Here is an 18,250-nt window from a genome sequence, read left to right on the forward strand (position 1 = left end):
GCACCAGGCATCAAACGACCGCACCGAACAGTGCGCCCACACCCGCGGTGATCGCCATCGCGAGCGCGCCCCAGAAGGTCACCCGCCATGCGCCCATCAGAACGCCGGCGCCGCCAGCGCGCGCGGCGACGGCACCCAACAAGGCCAGGAAGAAGAGTGCCGTCCCTGATATCCATGGAATCAGGCTCTGTGCGGGCGACAACGCCGTCACCGCCAGCGGCAGCGCCGCACCGACCGCGAAGCTGGCGGCCGACGCCAGCGCGGCCGTGACCGGCCGCGCGATCCGGGCTTCGAAGATGCCGAGCTCGTCGCGCCCATGGGCACCGATGGCGTCGTGCGTCATCAGTTGCTCGGCCACCTGCTGCGCCAGGCCCGGCTCGAGCCCTCGGCCGACATAGATGGCCGTCAGCTCACGCCGTTCCGCGGCAGGATCCTTTTCGAGCTCGGCTCGCTCGCGTGACAGGTCGGCATTCTCAGTGTCCGCCTGCGAATGGACCGAGACATATTCACCAGCGGCCATCGACATGGCCCCGGCCACCAGCCCCGCGACGCCGGTCACCAGAATGTTGCCGTGGCTCGAACCGGCAGCCGCGACGCCGACCACGAGACTGGCGGTCGAGACGATGCCATCGTTGGCGCCCAGCACGGCCGCGCGCAGCCAGCCGAGGCGGTCAGTGCGGTGACGTTCAGTGTGGCGGCGAAACGATGTCATGGTGCAGTGCTGTCGGTGGGTCGATCGCAAGCAGGGCCCCGACACAGGCGCCAGCACATTCCGTGCGGTAAGTCAGACCGGAGAATACCCATGATGCGGCGCCCGATCCGTCGAACCACGCTAACGCCCGCCAGTCGGTGGTCTGAATGCACGCGTCGATCACCGGGCGAGGCTGAGCTTCGTCGCCGGACTCACGAACCGCTCATGGAGCGGACTTCGCCATGGTTCGAGCGCTTATTCGACGATTCGTCGACAGCGTTGCTGATGGCCAAAAGTCTCGCCTGAAGGTCGTCTTTTCAGACTTGAGGCCGCCCGACAACACCACGTATGACAGCAAGCACCTTGATGATCTGGACGTCACGATCATCTTCCGCAATCGCTGGGCGACGTGGAGATCTTCGGCGAGCAAGGCCTGCGCAGGCTGGTCAATATCGGATAGCCTCAAGAGGCGCATGCTGATCCGCGCACTACGCGCGTTTGCCAGATACCTGTCATTATCCTGCGCACCCATTCGCTGGATGCGGTCGCTTTCCGTCTGGCCCATTTCGTCAACTTCTGGCTCGGCCGCCCGCAGCACATGGTCTCCTCTGTCGAGCGCGTGATTCCGGCCTGGTCGGAAGACATCCCCCGGCTACTCATCGATGCTCGCCTGCCAGTCCTTTGCCCACGAGGAAGCCGGCGACTACCTCGCGGCCGAGCCCGTCGGGCGCCGCGCCATCGAGCTCGATCCCGGCGACCTCTGGGCCGCACATGCCATCGCTCGTGTGATGGAGAGTCAGGCACGCCGCAGCGAAGGCATTGACTGGCTCACCACGCTCTCACCCCACTGGGAGGGCAGCCACAACCTGCAGCATCATCTCTGGTGGCACTGTGCCCTGTTCAAGCTCGAGCACGGCGACCCCGCCGCCACGCTCGAGCTCGACGACACGCGCTTTCGCAACCTCGCCGCGCCGCTCACAGTCGCTTCGCCGGATGTCTACATCGACGGGCAGAACGCGGCGTCGATGCTCTTTCGCCTGCAGCGCCTGGGTGTGGATGTCGGCCAACGCTGGGAGAAACTGGCCGACAAGGCCGAGGCCCGGATCGGCGACTGCGTCTCCGCCTTGGCGTGAGCAGACAACCGCGCCCGATGGTGCAGTTGAACACCAAACCGTACGGGTAACGCACCCGCATCATCCATTGTTCGGCCAGGAGTTCGACCTGGTCATGCATGGTTTGAACTGGCACGAGGACAGGGCCACCTTCCATGACGCCACGGGCCGTTTGCGCTCGGTGCCGGCGGTCTGGACCGACTTGATCTCCGAGGATCCCTTCAACGCGATGGCCGCCGGTCGAGCCGCGTTTCGAGTCCGGGAACTGCTCGATCTTGCACAGATGATCAGGAGACTGAAGTCATGAGTCGATGCGCCAGATGTAAAGCCAATTGTGTTCAGAGTGTAAGTTTGTTTATGTTCTCCGCGCTGCTTGGCTGGAGGCGTGCAAGGATTCGTCTGCTATTTCGTGGCGCGTTTTCGCTATGCAATGCGCTCAAGCTCCTTGACATTGGCCCAATATGTCACATAATCGTACTTACACATTTTGCCCGACCCCAGGATATCCATGCCGGAAGATCGAAGCAAGCAAGACAAGCTGGCCGCCCTGCAACAACACGCCACGCTCAACGCCCGTCCGGACGGCGTCACGCACACGTTGTTCGCGACCGTCGAATTCTTCGATCCCCACGACCTGCTGCAGGTCAAGTACGAGATGCTGCGGCTGGTCAGTGTCGACAAGCGCCCGATCAGCGAGGCGGCCAAGGCCTGCGGTTTTTCGCGCCCGGCGTTCTACCAGGCTCAGGCGGCCTTCGAGCAAGGCGGCCTGGCGGGCCTGATCCGGAACAAGCCCGGACCGCATGGCGCCCACAAGCTCACGCCGGTAGTCATGCAGTTCGTGACCGAGGCGCGTACCGCCGACCCCGGCGTGCGCGCGGTCGACCTGGCCGAGTGGGTGCGCGAGCGCTTCGGGGCACGGGTCCATCCGCGCAGCATCGAACGGCAGTTGCTGCGCAAAAAAAAACGGCGCTGAATTCAGCGTGCACTTCGCCGGCGCGCGCGCCACGCAACGATGGCCTGATCGGTCGCTACGAAGAACTGCGACGTCAAGTCCTCGGGCGCTATGGCGCGCACGGGCATGGCTTGGCGCTGCTCATGCGTCGCGGCATGAGTGCCTGGATGCAGGCGTGGAGCCAGTGCGCGGCGGCGCCGCCGCCTGTCCCGACGCAGGTGCCGGATGACCAGCAGACTTGCCCTGTGGAACTGCATAGAGAGGTGGCGACGATCTTGGCCAACATGGCTCTGTTCGCCCGTCAGGAGGTCATCGCATGATGAACGATCCGCATCAGAAGGTGCAGGCCAGCCACCTCAAGCGCAACGCCTACGCGCCGATCGTGCTGGCGGCGTTGATGTATCTCGCACTGCTGTGGCCGCTGGTGCGCTGGCTGAGCCGGCTGGAGCACGGGCACATCGGGGCGCGCTGAGGCGGTCGCCTCCCTGGCTGCCGGGGAATCAGGCCCGTTGCTCGAGGGCCAGATTCTCGGGTGCGGTTTCCACTTATGTTTGAATCTTCGGCAAGCCCTAGCGGGGCGAAGCCGTACGTCGGCTTCGGGCCCACTCCTGCCGGTCAGCGGACGCCGATGGTGCCGGAAAGCCGACGCTCGAGGCTGGTTTGAGCACGGACGTCACCAATCCAGGTCGGACCAGGAAAGGTGACGCAAATCGGAGCGCGAGCGGGTAATGGTGTCGCAACCGGCAAGAGCATGCGACATGAAAGATGCGCAAGTCCGCGTCGTGCTCAGCGCGGCAGATCGGCCTTTATTGTCGCGCGACAACCTTCTGTCATGCGCGACACAGTAGTTGAGCCGATGCGACACTATTCCTTTGACAGTTCCCGCATCCTGAAATAGGCCAACGGACGGCCCGGGATGGAGAGACTCGTGATGTCTTCGACGACGGACACTTCATTGGGCTCAACCGCCGCAACCGGAATGGTCAGGACCGGACCGGCCGTTCGGCTCAGGGTGCTGAATCCGTTCAAAACGCCCAAAGCATGGGCATGCTGTCACCAAGAATGCTGAGCATTGCTGCGGCCGCCATCATCCTTGGCCCACTCGGCGTCATGCCATTGGCGAAGGGCAGCAGGGGCCATGCGGTTCTTTCACACGTCTTGCCGCCATGGCCGGAAGTGTCCAGCTTTTGATCGAGCAACTTCAACAAGCCATGACCTCCTTTCCGACGTCGCCGCAGCTCGCCCGTGTCGATGACGCCGAGTTCGCAGGGCGCGGCCGCGCGGCGGGAATAGAAATTCAGACCGCAGAGCATGGAGAATCTCCCGCGGGCCGAGCAGTTCGAGGCCCGTGAAGACGCCCGCCCGGTGGGGTTGAAGGGGAGAGCGCGGGAGGACGTTCAACCCTACCGACGCGTGGCGCGCGTGTATGACAACGGCTCGAGGCGCCGCCTCAATTCGCTCTCGGCGTCGCACGCCCTGCTGTCCCTGAGACGCCCGGGGCGTCGCCAGAGTGAGCGCTGGCTATCTGGCAGCGCCGAACGGATTTCCACACGTGATAGTTTTTTCGATTATTACGAATATTGCGTCTACTGCGTTAGGTCTCGTCATCACCCCACGGCCCCTTAAGAGGCTGGAAGCCGTGTTGAAGCAACTGCAAGGAGAAAGCGAAATGACGAGCGAAGTGCTGGAACCTGCCACGCAAGCCGAGGCGGAGATGGCGGCGGCTGCGCATCAGCGCCTGGTGATGGCGTTGGATCATTCCAAGGCTGACCATATCGATGTCACCCTTGACCTCGACGATGCGACCCAAGCGGCGCCAGTTCTGAAGCTGCCGCCGCGGGCGCTGCATCTGCTCGCGCATGTGCTGCGCACCATGGCAGCGCGCCAGCCGCTGATGCTGGTGCCGCAGCAGGCGGAGTTGACCACGCAGGAGGCGGCCGCGATTCTGAACGTCTCGCGCCCGTTCGTGATCAAGGAGATTGAGGAGGGGAGGCTGAAGCACTGGAAGGTGGGCCGCCATCGGCGCATCGCGTTCGAGGATCTGCTGGCCTACCAGGCGGCGTCGCGCGAGAAGTCTCGCGCCGCGCTCGACGAGCTGGCGCGCGTATCCCAAGAGGCAGGGTTCGAGTTCTAGGCGATGGCGGGCTCCGCGCGGTTCACCGCGATCCTCGACGCGTGCGTGCTGCACCCGCAACTCGTACGAGACGTGCTGATGCGGCTCACGTTCGCCGGCCTCTATCACGCGCGCTGGAGCGCCACCATTGAAGAAGAGTGGACGCGCAACCTGCTTGAGAAGCGGCCCGAGCAGGCGCAAGCCATCGAACGGACCGTCAGCCTCATGCGCGATGCGGTGCCGGACTGCCTGGTCGTCGGGTACGAAAAGCTGGTCGCCGGGCTCGACTTGCCGGATCAGACGATCGCCATGTTCTGGCCGCGGCCATCGCGGGGCACGCAGATGCCATCGTGACGTACAACCTGAAGGATTTCCCCGCCGAAGTGCTGGCGATCCACCACATCGAGGCACAGCATCCGGACGAATTCATCATGAACCAGCTCGAACTCCACGACCTGACGGCGCTTGGCGCCATCAAGGAGATGCGAGCGAGTTGGACAAATCCAGCGCGCTCCGCTGAGGAGTTTGTCAAGGCGCTCGAGCTGCGCGGCTTGCCGCAGACGGCGGCCTACCTCGCGAAAGCCTCCAAGCTCATCTGACAAAAAGCAACTTCCCGCTCCAACGTCATCGCGCCGCCGCGGGGGAACCCTGTACCAACACTCGGCATGTCCGCAGACTTCCCAATCGTTGACCGCAATCATCGGATCAGCACAGCTTCCAAGCATCTGGTCGATCTCTGCCACCCTTCGACTTGGGAGATCGATTCGAGGGAGGGACCGAACGACTACGGATTCGACCTTGAGGTGCAAGTCGCGCCTGCAGGCCAGGGAAGCTTGCCTTGCGTCCGCAATTCCGACTTCGTTCCATTTGACGGACGTTCGCCTTCGCGGACTCACCGGGCAGATAGGAGCAGGGGCCGCTCGGTTTTTCCCACACGCCTGACCGCCAACTGTCCAGCTTTTAATCGGCTCAATACAACGCCATGGATCGCCCCTTCCGAGGCCATCGCAGCTCTCCCACGCGATGCCGCGAGCTCGAGCGTCTCGTCGGGGTTTTGCTCTCCAGCCGATCTTGGCAAGCGGGAAGCCTTCGGCATCGCAGCGCCGGAAGTAGAGCGCGCCGGCGCACCTGCGGGCCAGCCAGGTGGAATTGTGAGCGCTCGGACACAGGTGACGGCGCTGTTCGCTTGAGCGCCAGATCGAGCGCATAGCTACCAGTTGGCGGCTCCGGTCCGTGGCACATCTGGACGTCGGGCAGCTGACCGCGCTAAACTGTACAGGTTAGCTATTTTCATTGGGATTGAACCATGATTACTGTCACGTCCGTTGATGCGCAAAACAGATTCGGACAGCTTCTTGACAAGGCACAGCGTGAGCCAATCATCATCACGCGCCATGGGCGACCAGCTGCATACATGATCTCCCCTCAAGACATGAAAGAGCTTCAGGAGGCGCGAGCGCGCGGTGACACCCAACAGAAGGCTCAACGTGACTGGGCAACAGCCAGCGCGGAAGCCTGGAACGAATTCGACAACAAGTTCGGTTCGTTCGCTGACGAACACTCGACGCTCTAACCCGCCCATGGCGCAATTCGACGTCCATCGCAACAAAGGCAGCCAGAAGGACAGCATTCCCTTCGTTGTGGTCATCCAGTCCGCGCGATTTGACGCCTATCGTCGCCGCGCTGTAGTCCCGCTGGTTCTCCGCCAGAACGCCCCGAGCGGCGCGTCCATATCCGGGTCTCGAATGAACCCGATCTTCAGTGTCGGTGGCGTCGAGGTGGTACTCAATCCACTTCAAACCGTCTCTGTGGCCCGTGACCAGCTGGGTGCTGTCGTCGAATCGCTCGCGGATCACGGGCAACAGATCACCGATGCCATGGACGAATTGATAACCCGCGCCTGGGGCTAGAAGGAGAAATTCTTGTCGTCGCCGCGCTTCCCAACTCAAAGTGCCGTGACAGATGCCACGTCATAATTACTAATTATGTAGATAATGGTCGTGCCGACTGCCACAGCGTTCGGTGGTGCCTTGCGCCCGTCCAAGATCTACTCGGCTCACTTCAAGAGGACATGACTGCCGTTCCAACGCCATCTCAACTGGCCCAGCTCGAAGATGCCGAGCTTGACGAGTTGGCGCACGCCTGGCGGGCTCGCGCTGCGCGTGGTGAGTCTGGCGCGTTCGGAGTCGCCCACGTGCTCGAAGTCGAAAGGCGAGGGCGCATTCGCGCGAGCCAGATGATCACCCTGCGTGCCCCGCTGGTTCCGACCCCCAGGCGACCCTGGTGGAAGTTCTGGCAATCCGACTCAAGCGATGGACCGATGACTCCGACATGAAGAAGCCTCGGCGCGATGCCATAGCCGACATTGCGTTGTGCGCGTCAACTCAGGGTCTGAGCGATCGTGTCGCAATGGGGTTGTAGCTTGCGTCCGGAAGGCGAGCGCACTGACCTTCGCTGAGCGGGAAGCTCGGGCTACTACCATGGATGCGGCTTTTTTGGAAGGCCCAAGCGGTTCCACGCCAACACAAGGGATGCCGCTTTACGGCGCATCCATCGGCTTCAAAGTATGGAGAGGTTGATAAATCAAATTGAATCGCTATGATTCATTAATGACTCAAACCGCTACTCCCCCGTCTACCAAGGTGATGACGGCTCATGTACCTACCGAGCTCGCCGACCAGGTCGACCACTTCGCTGCGAAGCTCGATCGCTCGCGCGCGTGGGTCATCAAGCAGGCCCTCACCGCATGGGTTGAGCAGGAAGCCGAGCGAATGCGGCTCACGCTGGAAGGGCTCGAAGATGTGAAGGCCGGCCGCACCGTCGACCATGCCTCCGTCCACGCATGGGCCCAGAGCCTCGGTACTGACAAGCCGCTGCCGGTGCCGGTGCCGCGCTGATGGAGATCCGTTGGACCTCCAAGACTCTGTCTGACCTCGCGCGCCTCTACGAATTCCTCGAGCCAGTCGATACGACAGCTGCAGCTCGGACGGTACAGATGTTGACTGCCGCCCCGGTGACCCTGCAGGCCAACCCCCGCATTGGACGCCGAGTGGAGGCCCCCGAGCCTCATGAGGTTCGGCGACTTCTCGTGGGTGCCTACGAACTGCGCTGCGAGATCGACGGCAGCACGATCTTCATCGTGCGCATGTTTCACACTCGCGAGGATCGCTGATCATGGGGCGTATAAGCACAACGCGCGGCTGGCTCCTGCTCCGGTTGAACGCAAGGGGCGCTGCCGTCTTGTCGGTCCAGGACGCCGCGGCCTACCGGACCTCCTCGCCGATCCGCCATCGACCTGATGCGGCTACCCATGCGCCGTTTCAACGTGCCTGCGGGTGTGGGTCTGGATCTGTCGGTACTGCTGTGGCGAGAGCTGCAGGCTGCGTATGAACGCGCGGCGCATGGCCTCCGAGGAGGCGAAGCCGCATCGGGAGGCGATCGCCTTGACCGAGAGATGGCTGCCCCCAAGCAGCCGACACGCGGCGTCCACGCGGATTTGCTGCACGACTGCCGCAGGCGTCGAGCCGGTCGCGCCGCGGTAGAACCGCGCGAAGGTGCGCTCGGACATCGCGAGGTGCTCGGCGAGCTGCGTCACGCTATAGGACCTGCGCAGGTTCATCGAGATCCACAGATGCGGCTCGCCAATGCGTGGATCGCGCTGCACCTCGGTGGCGCTCTCGCCCCTGCGGCTGCCAAAGGCCAACGCCGTAGGAGCGTTGGAAGGGAGCGGCCATGCGGCTCGAGATCGCCGTCGCGATCACGCCTCCGAGGTCGGCGGCCACGAGGCTCATCGCGAGGTCGACGCCACGTGTCACGCTCACCGCGCTCCAGTGCACGGGAGCAGTTGCGGTGCGTGCCGATGCCATGGCGCGGGCAGCGCGGGATGCCTCCTGGACGAGCGTGCGGGCGTCCTGCCCGATCGTCGCGCCGCTGCCGATATGCGGGGCCATGCGGGCGAGCCAGGATTCGACCACCGCCCGGCCCGCATCGGAGTGTCCGGTCGTGCGCAGCCACGGGCCCGCCGCCACGATGAGCATGGCGATGCTGCCCTGGATGCGCGCCGGCAGCGGCTCCGCGGCGAGCGCGACGCCGCTGGAGGCCCGCACGGCACCTGCCTCGGCGTCGATCACGAGCACGCGGTAGAACGGCTTCTTCCTGAGCTCGCCGAGCACGGCATTGGCGATCTCCAGAACCGAGATCGCACCCGTCACGTCGACCACGGGAAAGCCGGGCAGCAGCAGAAACCAGACACGTTGCATGCTCGAGAGCGCTTGTTCCGATGTGCGAACCCGCGCCATGAGCGCGCGCGGCACGCGCGCGCACTTTAGCGACTTGTGACACGCGCATGACTTCGACCAACGGAGGGGGGCGTTGGCGGGATTTGGGGGCAGTTTGTCTCCCCGCGAGGGGCAGCACTTCTAGACTTGCCTTCTGGCTGCGGGAGGAAGTGCTCGAGCCTTCAGGCAGCGGGGGGTGCCTTGCCCCCGACCAGGATGTGAGTGCCTCGCGTCCCGTACTTCGAGAGAGGCCATCTTCGATGGCACTGTGGGACCCATGATGTATTGCGGCGGCTCACGGGCGCACGCAGCCCGGAGGACGCGTTCGCGCAGATCGCGCTCGGCGCACGCGAGCTCGGCTTCGAGTACTGTGCCTATGGCCTGCGCCTTCCGCTGTCGTTCACCAATCCGAAAACGCTGATCCTCTCGAGCTACGACCGCGGCTGGAGTGAGCGCCACCTTAAGGCCGGCTGCCTGCGCACGGATCCGACCGTCGCGCACGGTACGCGCAGTGCGCAGCCGGTGGTGTGGAGCAACAAGCTTTTCGAGCGTGCACCGCAGATGTGGGAGGAGGCGCGCCCCTTCGGCCTGCGTGTGGGCTGGGCCCAATCCTGTTTCGATGCCGATGGCCGCATCGGCATGCTCACGCTTGCGCGTTCGAACGAGCGGTTCTTGCCATTGATCAGCAATGCGGCTGGGCGACTGGTGCGGTCCCGTCCGACCGTGAGGTCGGCCTGGCCGACCAGGAACCAGTCGTTGGCCGGCAGTCGGAATCGCGCCGGAACACGCGCGTCTCGCCGGCCGCGTCGGTCACGGCAATCTCGCCGGTCTGCATGCGCCGCGGCACCAATTGCTGGAACACGAAGCGGCGTTGCCGTCCACCGGCGCGGCGAAGCGAGCGCTAGCACCGACTCGACGGCGCAGCCGCTGGCCGTCACGTAGCAGCAAAGGGCCAGCGGGGACCAACCACAAGGCAGGTCCAATGATCTCCGCCCGGGGGCGGGCGCCCTTTGACCCACGCCGTCACGAACGCGTTCGTTTGCCGAGATTGACGATTGATGATAGTATGTCGGCAAGATCGGAAGCCAAAGGAGCCCGCCATGCCCAACGAAGCGATGCACTTTCAAATGCCTGCCGGGCCGGCCGGCGGGCTGCGTGTGCCGGTCAACATGCCGGACGATACCGATCCGGCAGCGGTGTCGTCGGTGGTCGAAGCTATCGAGAAGGCGCTGGTGGTGTTGATGCACGCCGGCCAGGGTCAGGTGATCGTGCGTGCCGACCATTTGGCGGAGATCGCCACAGGCCTGCTGGAGCCGAGCACCGAACTGCTCGAGGACCGCGTGCATCGGATGCGGACGCTGCGGCAGGTGTTCGCCGAGGGCGACTGGTTGACCGCCGAGCAGTTGAACGTGCTGCAGGCAGCGGCGCCCAAGAGCAAGTCGCAGCCGGCGAGCGACTGGAAGCGGCGTGGGCGTATCTACGGCGTGAGCCACGGCGGGAGGGAGTACTTCGCCCGCTACCAGTTCGATGCGATGTACGAGCCCCTGCCTGTCATCCGCGAGATCTTGAAAGCCTTCGGAGAAGTCGCCGACCCGTGGGTGTTGGCGGCGTGGTTCCACTACCCGAATGCCTGGATCGTCGGAGCCGACGGCACGCCGGTCGCGCCAAAGGAGGCGCTGGACCGGCATGACGCCGTGCTCCATGCGGCGCAGCGGCGGCGCACTAGCTACGTCGCATGAGCGGCGGTCCGCCGCACGGCGCGGCCGGCGACCTTCCTGACCCCGGCGCGGCCGAGGACTTCGAGGTCCGGGAAGTAACGCACGAGGAGGTGCCCGTTTGGTACCACGTGTACTGCACGCGCAGCCATCCCAGCACCACGGCACAGACATTCGCCGAAGGCTGGGGCGACACCCGCTTTGCGCCCATTGACCAGGCGGATGACACGCCGGTGCACACCTACTACGTTGCGAGCAGCCCGGAAGCCGCTTACATGGAGTCCGTGCTGCACGACGTCTCACTCTCGCCGCCCGGCTTGTTCGAGGTGGCCTCGCTGGCGCATTTCCACTTGGTCAAGCTGAAGCTGCCGCCGGTGCTGCGGTATGTCAGCTTCCATACGCCGTATCTGCCGAGGCTGCAGAAGATCTCGCGGGCGCAGTTGATCGACAGCCTGCCGGGGTGCTATCCGCAGACCAGGCGCTGGTCCCAGGCGGCTTACCTGCAGCGACCGGCGGCCCAGGCGATCGGCTACGGCTCGAAGCGCCACGATGCGGCCCGCTGTCTGATGCTGTTCGAGCAACGCCTTCCCGAGCCGCCGTTCGAGGTGCTGAATGAAGAACCCTTGGCCGTCGGGGCGCGGCGCGCGGAGTTGCTGGCGCTGGTGCGGTCCCTGAAGCTGCACGAAGTGTGAGCCGGAGATCGGGCGGCGCACTCGCGCCGGCCACCGGGCACCGCGCGGCACCTTGTCCGGCGCGGCGAGCGGCATCAGCTGTGCGCGGGCCGGTCGGCTGCTGGGGTCACTTCTAGACTTCTCTTGTGGCTGCTGGAGGAAGTGCTCGAGCCTTCAGGCAGCGGGGGTGCCTTGCCCCCGACCGGGACGTGAGTGCCTCGCGTCCCGTAATTCGAGAGAGGCTCTTCGATGGCACTGTGGACCCATGACGGCAAGACCAGCGAGGAGATCGCTTCGATCCTCTCGATCTCGGCGAACACCGTGAACTTCCACATCAAGAACGCCATTGCGAGGCTGCGGGTGGCCACCAAGAGCGCCGCGGTCGCGCGCGCCGCAAAGCTCGGCCTGCTCGATTGAGGGTCGAAGTTGCGCAACAGGTCGCCGAGTGCGCGCTCCTTGGTGTCGACGCTGGCGGTAGCTGTCAACGATCGCGGAGGCTGCCCTTGTCGTACAACGCGTAGCCTTCGGTTCAGGTGTCCTTGTCGCAGCGATTCTTGTCGATGGTCCGGTTCTCGCCGCTCCGGCTGGTGCGGAATGCCGGGATGCGAAAGGAATCTAGTTCTTCCAAACGACCGCCATCAAGGCGTCAGAGTGATCTGCGATCTGCGATCCGCGCACCGCGTCAACCACCACACGATCCAGCCGAAAGACCTTGCTTGGCGTTGTTAGCGCCAGCCGCGTTGTCGCGATTCGCACCAGCGAACCTAGCGGCCCAGCTCCGAAAATCGCATAGCAGTCGGCGTCATACTGCTGGGCGGACTTGTACACAATTCCCTCAAAACCAGCGCCGAGGGCTGCCGCAGCCAGCCGTTGGGTTGGGCTGAATCGCGTTGACTGGAGAACCGGCCAGTCGTGGGCCTTGGGACGCACATCCAGTAACCTCAGCCGGCGGGTTGTCATCAGGGTTAGCAACTCACGAATGGCGATTTCGCCCGCTATCGACAATGTGGTGGCCTCGCGGCGCGCAAGTGTCTCGTAGACCGCCGTGACAGCAGCCTCGGCAAAGTAGCCGACATCTGAGTTTGGCACGTCGAAACGATGGGGCGTTCAGGCCACGCGGCGGCAGTTTCAAGTCCCCGATGACAACCGTGTTGGCGCGCACACTGATGCGCTGTACGCGGTGGACGATGTTCGGATACGGAAGAAAGTGCTCTGGTGCGTCTTCGAGTTCTTGTAGCGTCATAGGCGAGGATCAATAGCCCTCTGCCCCCGCAAGTTCGAGCACGCGCTTGGATTGACCTCGTTCGATGGCAGCACGGGGCGTCGCTCCATCCAGAGCACCGTGAGGCGTTTCCAGAAAGGCAAGCAATGCCCACCCTTCGGTCGTGCCAAGTGCCTCGGAGAGCTTCGGCACCAACGGCCAGAAGTCAGGTTCGAACTGCCATTTCGGGACCCGGAAACCACGAATGGTTTGCGTGAGGCCAATGCAACGACCCTTTGCAATCCACGAGTTAACGGTGACCCGAGTCGTGCCGGCAAGCTCTGCAGCTTCGTCGGTCGACAGCATGTCGTTGGCCGCCAAGCGAGCGCTGCGTGAGGCCAGGCTGCTGTTGAGCAAGGCTCTAGTCTCGGCAATGCTTTCGAAGTCGGCATCAAGATGCTGCTTTCCTTTAGGCGGTCGAACAATGCGGGGTTTGGAGGATGAGTTTTGAGTAGCGGTCTTCATAAGAGATACGCGGGCCAGCGCAGGCGCACGTAGAGAGAAAGAGGCCTTAGGGATTGTTCCGAGCGTCAACCTTGTGGCTGCCGAAGAATCCTGCGACAAACTGAAGGAGCGCGATGCGTACTCGGCCGATGCAATTGGCCAGAAGGAGCTTTCTTGGCTTTCCGGGCTTTGCCGGCTTCTCGACAACCGCACGCGCAAGGGAGATCAAGACACCGAGGAAGTCCCGACCGTCGTACAGAGCAGTGGAGACCGCCACGCTGAGCCGACTCGCCCGCATGCTGGGCGGAGAACCTGGCGCCCAGCACGAGATGCCGAACAGGGCGTGTTGCGAAACTGCGTCCTCTGCGGGGATCCATGTCTGCAACGTATTGGGCGCCCTCCATCCATCACAGAGGGGCATCAGATCGGTGCGGTCGTCACCGTAGCTCCGAAGGCAATCTTGGGGACCATACAAGCGGGTGTTGATGTCATCCAGCTTGCGCCTCAAGTCGCGCAAAGCCTTTCGCCGTGCCCGGCGTTTGTTCTCAAGGACGATCGAACTCACCAGCTCCCAAGTCCGTTCGGCTGAGTTGAATCCGAGGACGGCTATGTCGTCCAGGTACTCAGTGAAGGCAACGTTGGTCATGTTGGTCAATCTCGTTAAGTTCGATTATACCGGAAAATTCGACAGGCTGTGAAGATGGGTGGGCGGCGCTAAAGATCGGGTTGCTCCCCAGCCGCGGCTGGAACCTCGGTATCAGCCCTTCAGTCCCTCCAATGTCCACTGGCGCGCTCAGTCACGAAGATCCAGTGTCGTCCTCCGCAGCAAGTCAGGTGGCGTTCCGCAGCCGAGCGCGAGCGAGGAGGAGTTCAAACTAAGCTGCAAGAATTTGAAGGTGTGGTCGACAGCCAGCAGGGACGATCGACCAAGAAGGCAAGTCCAATGCTCTGCGCCGGTGGGCGGGCGACCCCCACGCCATGACGCCGTGCACCATGCGGCGCAGCGGCGGCGCACCAGCTACCTCGCATGAGCGGCGGTCCGCCGGCGCGGCCTGCGACCTGCCCGACCGAAGACTTCGAAGTCCGGGAAGGCCAGCCGCACTTTGAGGCCCAATCCCTCTGGGCGCGCATGGCCCTGTTGCATTGTCATTCCGACGCCCTCGCGCGAAAAGGTGACCATGCCTGTGCGTTAACGCGCTTCGCCGTGATCAAGCGGCGATGTGCTCGGCTGGGGTGACGGATGCGGATGCCGGCGCGCAGGATGCGTTCGACCGCCGGGGGCGAAACGCTGATCAGTTGGGTCGCACCGCATTTGGCCGCCAGGCCCATGGCCGCCTCCAGGACCTGCAGCGCGAGCGGGGAGGCGAGCGAGCGGTGGAAGTCCGGCGTCGCCGACTCGAGATCCAATGCCGCGAAGCGCGAGAGCTCCCACGTCTGCGGTGAATGCGGAAACCTCGCGCCGCCGAGCAGATCGGGGAACACTTCCTTGAGCAGGTAGGGCCGCTCTGTCGAAAGCAGCCGGGCAGTGCCGACGATCTTGCGCTGGTTGTCCAGCGCGACCACGTACTGCGTGTCGCGCCGGTCGAACTCGTCGAGCTCGATACGCTGTCCGGCAGGAAGCTTCCAGCCCAGACCTTGCACGAAGACGCGGTGGCGGTACAGCGCTAGGTCGAACAGCATGCCTGGCGGGAGAACATCGGCGGTGCCTGTGATGAATTCCATGTGCGACCCTTCTTGTCCGAAGTGATCGCATTACAGCGAGGCAGCGGGCAGGGCGGCACTACCAGATTTGGCAGGGGCTGATCACATGATCGTCCTGCCTGACACCACGAATGCGCTGCCGCTCACCACAGGCTGACAGGATCGCGAGCGCTCCTGGATGCACCCCGGAATGGTCGAGGGCGGGGAACGCAAGCTGCGCCCTTCGCACGTGCATCGCTTCACGCATGACCAGGCCCAAGTCACTCGAAAAGCCGATCAGCATGCGCACCCTGAAAGCGCCTTGAGGGACTGCCGCGATGACCGCAGCTGACGCGAAGACGCAGCAAGAATCGTCGCGCGCGTGCCGCGACACGCCTGCAGCGCAGCAGCGCGCCGCCGACGCTCGACAACGATCTTGCACACCAAGCAATTGCGACGAGCCATGGCTTCACCCGCTCGTGGGCAAGTCGGGCCTGTGCGGCGCTGAGCCAGTGTGGAGGCTTTTTGCGCACCAAGCAGGAGTTGATTCGGCGCGTTGTCGAAGAAAGACTTGGCTTCCGATTTCCAACTTCTCTTGCCATGTCCTTCCTCCTTTTTCGATCATTTGCGGCGCGCCTGTTGTGCGTTTTCGGCGCGCTCGCCTGCGCCGGCGTCGCCTCCGCGCAATCGTCCGGTGCGAGTCGCACCGATCCCAGCCCACCGGGCACCTCGAGCACCCAGCCGGCGGATCTGAACTGGCCGACGCGACCGCTGCGCCTCATCGTCGGCTTTGGCGGCGGTTCGTCGCCGGACTTCGTTGCACGCGCCCTGGCCATCCCCATGGCGAGGGCGCTGGGCCAGCCGGTGGTCGTCGAGAACCATCCGGGCGCCAGCGGCAACATCGCGGCGGACATCGTCGCGAAGTCCACCGACAAACACACAGTGGGCATCCTCATCAACGGCAACATGACGATCGCCAAGGTCCTCAATCCGGCGACCCCATACGATCCGCAAAAGGACCTGGTGCCGCTCAGCATCATCTGCACGGCACCCCTGGTGCTCGCCACCACGCCGGAGGTCTCGAAGGCCGACGCCCGCGGCTTCCTCGACGCCGCGCGCGCTGCCGGCAGCACCTGGAGCTATGGGACGCCCGGCATCGGCACGATCGGCCACCTCGGCATGGAGCTCCTCAAGGCCCGCACCGGGATCGGCGCCGTGCACGTGCCCTATCAGGGCAATCCGCAGGTCATCACCGGCCTGGCCAGCGCCCAGTTGCAACTGGCGCTCCTTCCGCCGGGCCTCGCCGAAGTGCAGGTCAAGGCCGGAAAGCTCCGCGCGATCGGCGTGACCTCGGCGCGCCGCTCCGCACTCGTGCCCGACTATCCGAGCTTGCAGGAAGCAGGACTCAAGGATTTCGAGCTCGAGATCTGGACTGCTGCGGCAGCCCCCGCCAGCCTGCCCACCCCGATCGTCCAGCGCCTGACCCAGGTCCTCTCGGAAGTCATCCGCTCCCCCGAGGTGCGGCAGAAGCTCTTCCAGCATGGCTACGAAGCGGCCGGCATATCGGGCGAGGCGCTGGTCCGCCGGGTGAGGGCGGACACGGCAGCGCTCACCCAGATCATCGCGAGCCAGGGCATCAAGCTCGAGTAGGGAGACCCCCATGAACCCTGAACAACCGCGCCCGAGCGGGCGCCAGCAAACCACGGCCGCGGCCAATGACGCAACCTCGGCCCCGCAGAGCGGAGGCGCAGCCCCTGCCAGCAGCTACGAGGAAGCCCAACAGATCCTGCAGGCGCTGCGCGACGAACTCGACGCTCTGGACAGGACGCTGCTCGAGACCCTGCGGCAGCGGCTTGAATGCTGCTGCCGGATCGGCATGCACAAGCGCGACCATGCGATCCCGATGATGCAGCCCCGCCGCATCGGGGTGGTGCAGGAACGAGCGGCTGCCTTTGCCGCCGAGCACGGCATGAGCCCGACTTTTCTGCGTGCGCTCTACGAGCTGATCATCACTGAGACCTGCCGCCTGGAGGATGAGATCATCGGCGTGCCCGCAACGCCTGCATGAAGCCACTCATCTTCCATTCAGACGAGAACCGGTCGAGACTTCGCCGGCAGCTCGCGAAGACTGCGAACCCCGCAATGGCAACCCGTCGAGGTCGACCAGTCATGCTCTACCGCTAAAGCACATGCTCATTTTTTCGACGCTGGGCCGCGAGGGCAGCAACCACCACTTCGTTCTCCAGCAGTACCTTGCCGCGCATCGAATGGCGGAAGCCACTCGCATCGTGCTGTTCGACGACTTCCACGCCGGCGCTCGCGCGCTGATCGCCGGCGAGTCGGACTATCTGCTGCAATGCGCCGTTCATCCCACGGCCGCCGAGATCACGGGCACCTATCGCACGGCCATGGTCGTGGTCGACGCCTTCATTTCCCCCAGCCGTCCCATGGCACTGGTACGCGCCATCGGAAGCGGGGAGGGCACCGGCAAGGTGGGCGTGCAGCCCGCCACGCAGAGCTATGCCGACCTTTCCGCCTGGCCGACCGTCGTCCACGAACCCACGGTGATCGCGGTCCAGGCAAGCCTAGCTGAAGGACGCTACGAAACGGGCATCGTTTTCGCGTCCTTCGCCGAGGCACATGCTGAGCGCTTTGAGGTGATGGAGCCCATCGGCACCATCTGCGACGCATGGATCGTCTACGGGCGCGAAGCCGTCGACGAAGGCAGGGCCGTGGTCTGGAAGGACAGCCCAGTCGCACGGCAGTTCCGGGAACGAACAGGACGATCGTCGAAACTCGGCGGCAGCTGAAGCCCTACCGGACGAACTCGCCGGAAAGCACGCTCGGCGCCTGTACCAGAATCATCTGCGGGTGCGCTGTCGCGCGGCCTTGTCGCGCCTAACGCGAGAACTTGGACGGGCTCTTCCTTTCGCCGATCGCGTCTACCTCGGTTTCATCAAGCAGACACAACGGTGATGGCAGTGCAGTGATGTGTCAGAGGCCGGCGTCCGCGGCCAGGCGTGCGACTGAGGTTCCGACCACCGACGCAATCCGGACCAGAGACATGACCCCGACGTTCTGCATCCCTCGCTCTATGCTGCTCATGTACGAGCGTTCGATCTGGCTTCGGTGGGCCAACTCTTCTTGCGAGATTCCCCGCGCGAGACGCGCTGCGCGAATGGCCCTGCCCAAAGACACGAGCGCAGGATCGAGCGCGTACTTGGGTGAAGGGGTGGGCATGGACGAAATCGTCTCTTGTGGAGTACGATCGAACCACGTCCAATAAGACCACGTCTTTTAAGACCAGACCGCCTTGCCGCTCCGTATGCTCACA

28 protein-coding genes and 1 pseudogene are annotated in these 18,250 nt (G+C 64.1%); 19 read left to right on the top strand and 10 right to left on the bottom strand.

The genetic code is table 11. The annotated features are described in order from the left end of the window. Nucleotides 1–10: 10 nt before the first annotated feature. Nucleotides 11–712: a VIT1/CCC1 transporter family protein gene (locus tag ACSQ9I_RS30910; RefSeq protein ID WP_436315903.1), complete on the bottom strand. Its 702-nt coding sequence runs from the start codon at nt 710–712 to the stop codon at nt 11–13. Between the two features lie 641 nt (nt 713–1,353). Between ACSQ9I_RS30910 and ACSQ9I_RS30915 the strand changes: the two genes are divergently transcribed. The 5 genes from ACSQ9I_RS30915 (at nt 1,354) to ACSQ9I_RS30935 (ending at nt 3,227) form a co-directional block, all read left to right on the top strand. Continuing rightward, on the top strand, nt 1,354–1,824 hold the full coding sequence (locus ACSQ9I_RS30915) for a hypothetical protein (RefSeq protein ID WP_436315904.1): 471 nt from the start codon (nt 1,354–1,356) through the stop codon (nt 1,822–1,824). Continuing rightward, the gene (locus ACSQ9I_RS30920; protein ID WP_436315905.1) at nt 1,748–2,110 is read left to right on the top strand and encodes a DUF5372 family protein; all 363 of its coding nucleotides are present in this window, start codon (nt 1,748–1,750) and stop codon (nt 2,108–2,110) included. The genes ACSQ9I_RS30915 and ACSQ9I_RS30920 overlap by 77 nt, the downstream gene beginning before the upstream one ends. Nucleotides 2,111–2,311: 201 nt before the next feature. Then, a complete protein-coding gene (locus ACSQ9I_RS30925; RefSeq protein ID WP_436315906.1) occupies nt 2,312–2,776 on the top strand; it encodes a helix-turn-helix domain-containing protein in 465 nt (154 codons plus the stop codon). A 110-nt stretch (nt 2,777–2,886) separates the two neighbouring features. Continuing rightward, nucleotides 2,887–3,075, top strand: coding sequence for a hypothetical protein (locus tag ACSQ9I_RS30930; protein WP_436315907.1), 189 nt, complete (start codon nt 2,887–2,889; stop codon nt 3,073–3,075). Next, nucleotides 3,072–3,227, top strand: a complete 156-nt coding sequence (locus ACSQ9I_RS30935; protein WP_436315908.1) for a hypothetical protein — start codon at nt 3,072–3,074, stop codon at nt 3,225–3,227. Before ACSQ9I_RS30930 ends, ACSQ9I_RS30935 begins: the two co-directional genes overlap by 4 nt. A 553-nt stretch (nt 3,228–3,780) precedes the next feature. Here the strand turns inward: ACSQ9I_RS30935 and ACSQ9I_RS30940 are convergent. After that, nucleotides 3,781–4,068, bottom strand: a complete 288-nt coding sequence (locus ACSQ9I_RS30940) for a hypothetical protein (protein ID WP_436315909.1) — start codon at nt 4,066–4,068, stop codon at nt 3,781–3,783. Nucleotides 4,069–4,397: 329 nt separating this feature from the next. On the opposite strand from ACSQ9I_RS30940, the gene ACSQ9I_RS30945 reads away from it, so the two are divergent. The 7 genes from ACSQ9I_RS30945 (at nt 4,398) to ACSQ9I_RS30975 (ending at nt 8,040) form a co-directional block, all read left to right on the top strand. After that, a complete protein-coding gene (locus ACSQ9I_RS30945) occupies nt 4,398–4,889 on the top strand; it encodes a helix-turn-helix domain-containing protein (RefSeq protein WP_436315910.1) in 492 nt (163 codons plus the stop codon). 3 nt (nt 4,890–4,892) lie between these two features. Beyond that, entirely contained in the window at nt 4,893–5,222 is a 330-nt protein-coding gene (locus tag ACSQ9I_RS30950) for a hypothetical protein (protein WP_436315911.1), read from the top strand. Next, nucleotides 5,219–5,467 (top strand): hypothetical protein, encoded by a 249-nt coding sequence (locus tag ACSQ9I_RS30955; protein WP_436315912.1) that lies wholly within the window; start codon nt 5,219–5,221, stop codon nt 5,465–5,467. Before ACSQ9I_RS30950 ends, ACSQ9I_RS30955 begins: the two co-directional genes overlap by 4 nt. 707 nt (nt 5,468–6,174) lie before the next feature. After that, a complete protein-coding gene (locus ACSQ9I_RS30960; RefSeq protein ID WP_093111842.1) occupies nt 6,175–6,441 on the top strand; it encodes a type II toxin-antitoxin system Phd/YefM family antitoxin in 267 nt (88 codons plus the stop codon). 7 nt (nt 6,442–6,448) lie between these two features. Next, nucleotides 6,449–6,778, top strand: a complete 330-nt coding sequence (locus ACSQ9I_RS30965) for a CcdB family protein (protein ID WP_436315913.1) — start codon at nt 6,449–6,451, stop codon at nt 6,776–6,778. 699 nt (nt 6,779–7,477) lie between these two features. Then, entirely contained in the window at nt 7,478–7,765 is a 288-nt protein-coding gene (locus tag ACSQ9I_RS30970) for a CopG family ribbon-helix-helix protein (RefSeq protein ID WP_436307425.1), read from the top strand. Then, nucleotides 7,765–8,040, top strand: coding sequence for a type II toxin-antitoxin system RelE/ParE family toxin (locus ACSQ9I_RS30975; RefSeq protein ID WP_436315914.1), 276 nt, complete (start codon nt 7,765–7,767; stop codon nt 8,038–8,040). Before ACSQ9I_RS30970 ends, ACSQ9I_RS30975 begins: the two co-directional genes overlap by 1 nt. 132 nt (nt 8,041–8,172) lie before the next feature. On the opposite strand, the gene ACSQ9I_RS30980 is transcribed toward ACSQ9I_RS30975, so the two are convergent. Together ACSQ9I_RS30980 and ACSQ9I_RS30985 are read right to left on the bottom strand one after the other, a co-directional pair. Further along, nucleotides 8,173–8,463 (bottom strand): helix-turn-helix domain-containing protein, encoded by a 291-nt coding sequence (locus ACSQ9I_RS30980; protein WP_436315915.1) that lies wholly within the window; start codon nt 8,461–8,463, stop codon nt 8,173–8,175. 1 nt (nt 8,464) lies between these two features. Next, nucleotides 8,465–9,127: a hypothetical protein gene (locus tag ACSQ9I_RS30985; protein ID WP_436315916.1), complete on the bottom strand. Its 663-nt coding sequence runs from the start codon at nt 9,125–9,127 to the stop codon at nt 8,465–8,467. A 303-nt stretch (nt 9,128–9,430) separates the two neighbouring features. Here ACSQ9I_RS30985 and ACSQ9I_RS30990 point away from each other — a divergent pair, with 303 nt between their 5' ends. The 4 genes from ACSQ9I_RS30990 (at nt 9,431) to ACSQ9I_RS31005 (ending at nt 11,948) form a co-directional block, all read left to right on the top strand. Next, nucleotides 9,431–10,087, top strand: coding sequence for an autoinducer binding domain-containing protein (locus ACSQ9I_RS30990; protein WP_436315917.1), 657 nt, complete (start codon nt 9,431–9,433; stop codon nt 10,085–10,087). Nucleotides 10,088–10,245: 158 nt separating this feature from the next. Further along, complete coding sequence (locus ACSQ9I_RS30995; RefSeq protein WP_436297138.1) at nt 10,246–10,884, top strand: hypothetical protein; 639 nt, start codon at nt 10,246–10,248, stop codon at nt 10,882–10,884. Then, nucleotides 10,881–11,552, top strand: a complete 672-nt coding sequence (locus tag ACSQ9I_RS31000) for an RES family NAD+ phosphorylase (protein ID WP_436315918.1) — start codon at nt 10,881–10,883, stop codon at nt 11,550–11,552. Before ACSQ9I_RS30995 ends, ACSQ9I_RS31000 begins: the two co-directional genes overlap by 4 nt. 228 nt (nt 11,553–11,780) lie before the next feature. Beyond that, a complete protein-coding gene (locus ACSQ9I_RS31005) occupies nt 11,781–11,948 on the top strand; it encodes a LuxR C-terminal-related transcriptional regulator (RefSeq protein ID WP_436315919.1) in 168 nt (55 codons plus the stop codon). A 198-nt stretch (nt 11,949–12,146) separates the two neighbouring features. Here ACSQ9I_RS31005 and ACSQ9I_RS31010 read toward each other — a convergent pair. The 5 genes and pseudogenes from ACSQ9I_RS31010 to ACSQ9I_RS31030 all read right to left on the bottom strand — a co-directional run. Further along, nucleotides 12,147–12,623 (bottom strand): annotated as a pseudogene (locus tag ACSQ9I_RS31010) (RES family NAD+ phosphorylase); the annotation flags it as partial. 160 nt (nt 12,624–12,783) lie between these two features. Next, complete coding sequence (locus ACSQ9I_RS31015; RefSeq protein ID WP_436315920.1) at nt 12,784–13,257, bottom strand: hypothetical protein; 474 nt, start codon at nt 13,255–13,257, stop codon at nt 12,784–12,786. A 46-nt stretch (nt 13,258–13,303) separates the two neighbouring features. Further along, the gene (locus tag ACSQ9I_RS31020) at nt 13,304–13,882 is read right to left on the bottom strand and encodes a hypothetical protein (protein WP_436315921.1); all 579 of its coding nucleotides are present in this window, start codon (nt 13,880–13,882) and stop codon (nt 13,304–13,306) included. Between the two features lie 500 nt (nt 13,883–14,382). Further along, nucleotides 14,383–14,958, bottom strand: a complete 576-nt coding sequence (locus ACSQ9I_RS31025; protein ID WP_436315922.1) for an acyl-homoserine-lactone synthase — start codon at nt 14,956–14,958, stop codon at nt 14,383–14,385. Nucleotides 14,959–15,016: 58 nt separating this feature from the next. Beyond that, nucleotides 15,017–15,226, bottom strand: coding sequence for a hypothetical protein (locus tag ACSQ9I_RS31030; RefSeq protein WP_436315923.1), 210 nt, complete (start codon nt 15,224–15,226; stop codon nt 15,017–15,019). A gap of 290 nt (nt 15,227–15,516) precedes the next feature. Here ACSQ9I_RS31030 and ACSQ9I_RS31035 point away from each other — a divergent pair, with 290 nt between their 5' ends. From ACSQ9I_RS31035 to ACSQ9I_RS31045, 3 genes are all read left to right on the top strand, one after another. Next, a complete protein-coding gene (locus tag ACSQ9I_RS31035; RefSeq protein ID WP_436315924.1) occupies nt 15,517–16,566 on the top strand; it encodes a Bug family tripartite tricarboxylate transporter substrate binding protein in 1,050 nt (349 codons plus the stop codon). Between the two features lie 10 nt (nt 16,567–16,576). After that, nucleotides 16,577–16,984 (top strand): chorismate mutase family protein, encoded by a 408-nt coding sequence (locus ACSQ9I_RS31040; protein ID WP_436315925.1) that lies wholly within the window; start codon nt 16,577–16,579, stop codon nt 16,982–16,984. A gap of 121 nt (nt 16,985–17,105) precedes the next feature. Further along, nucleotides 17,106–17,726, top strand: coding sequence for a hypothetical protein (locus tag ACSQ9I_RS31045; RefSeq protein ID WP_436315926.1), 621 nt, complete (start codon nt 17,106–17,108; stop codon nt 17,724–17,726). 184 nt (nt 17,727–17,910) lie between these two features. Here ACSQ9I_RS31045 and ACSQ9I_RS31050 read toward each other — a convergent pair whose 3' ends face one another. After that, a complete protein-coding gene (locus ACSQ9I_RS31050) occupies nt 17,911–18,156 on the bottom strand; it encodes a helix-turn-helix domain-containing protein (protein WP_214702237.1) in 246 nt (81 codons plus the stop codon). Nucleotides 18,157–18,250: the final 94 nt, after the last annotated feature.

Source organism: Variovorax sp. LjRoot84, assembly GCF_964254305.1.
Classification (GTDB): Bacteria; Pseudomonadota; Gammaproteobacteria; order Burkholderiales; family Burkholderiaceae_C; genus Variovorax.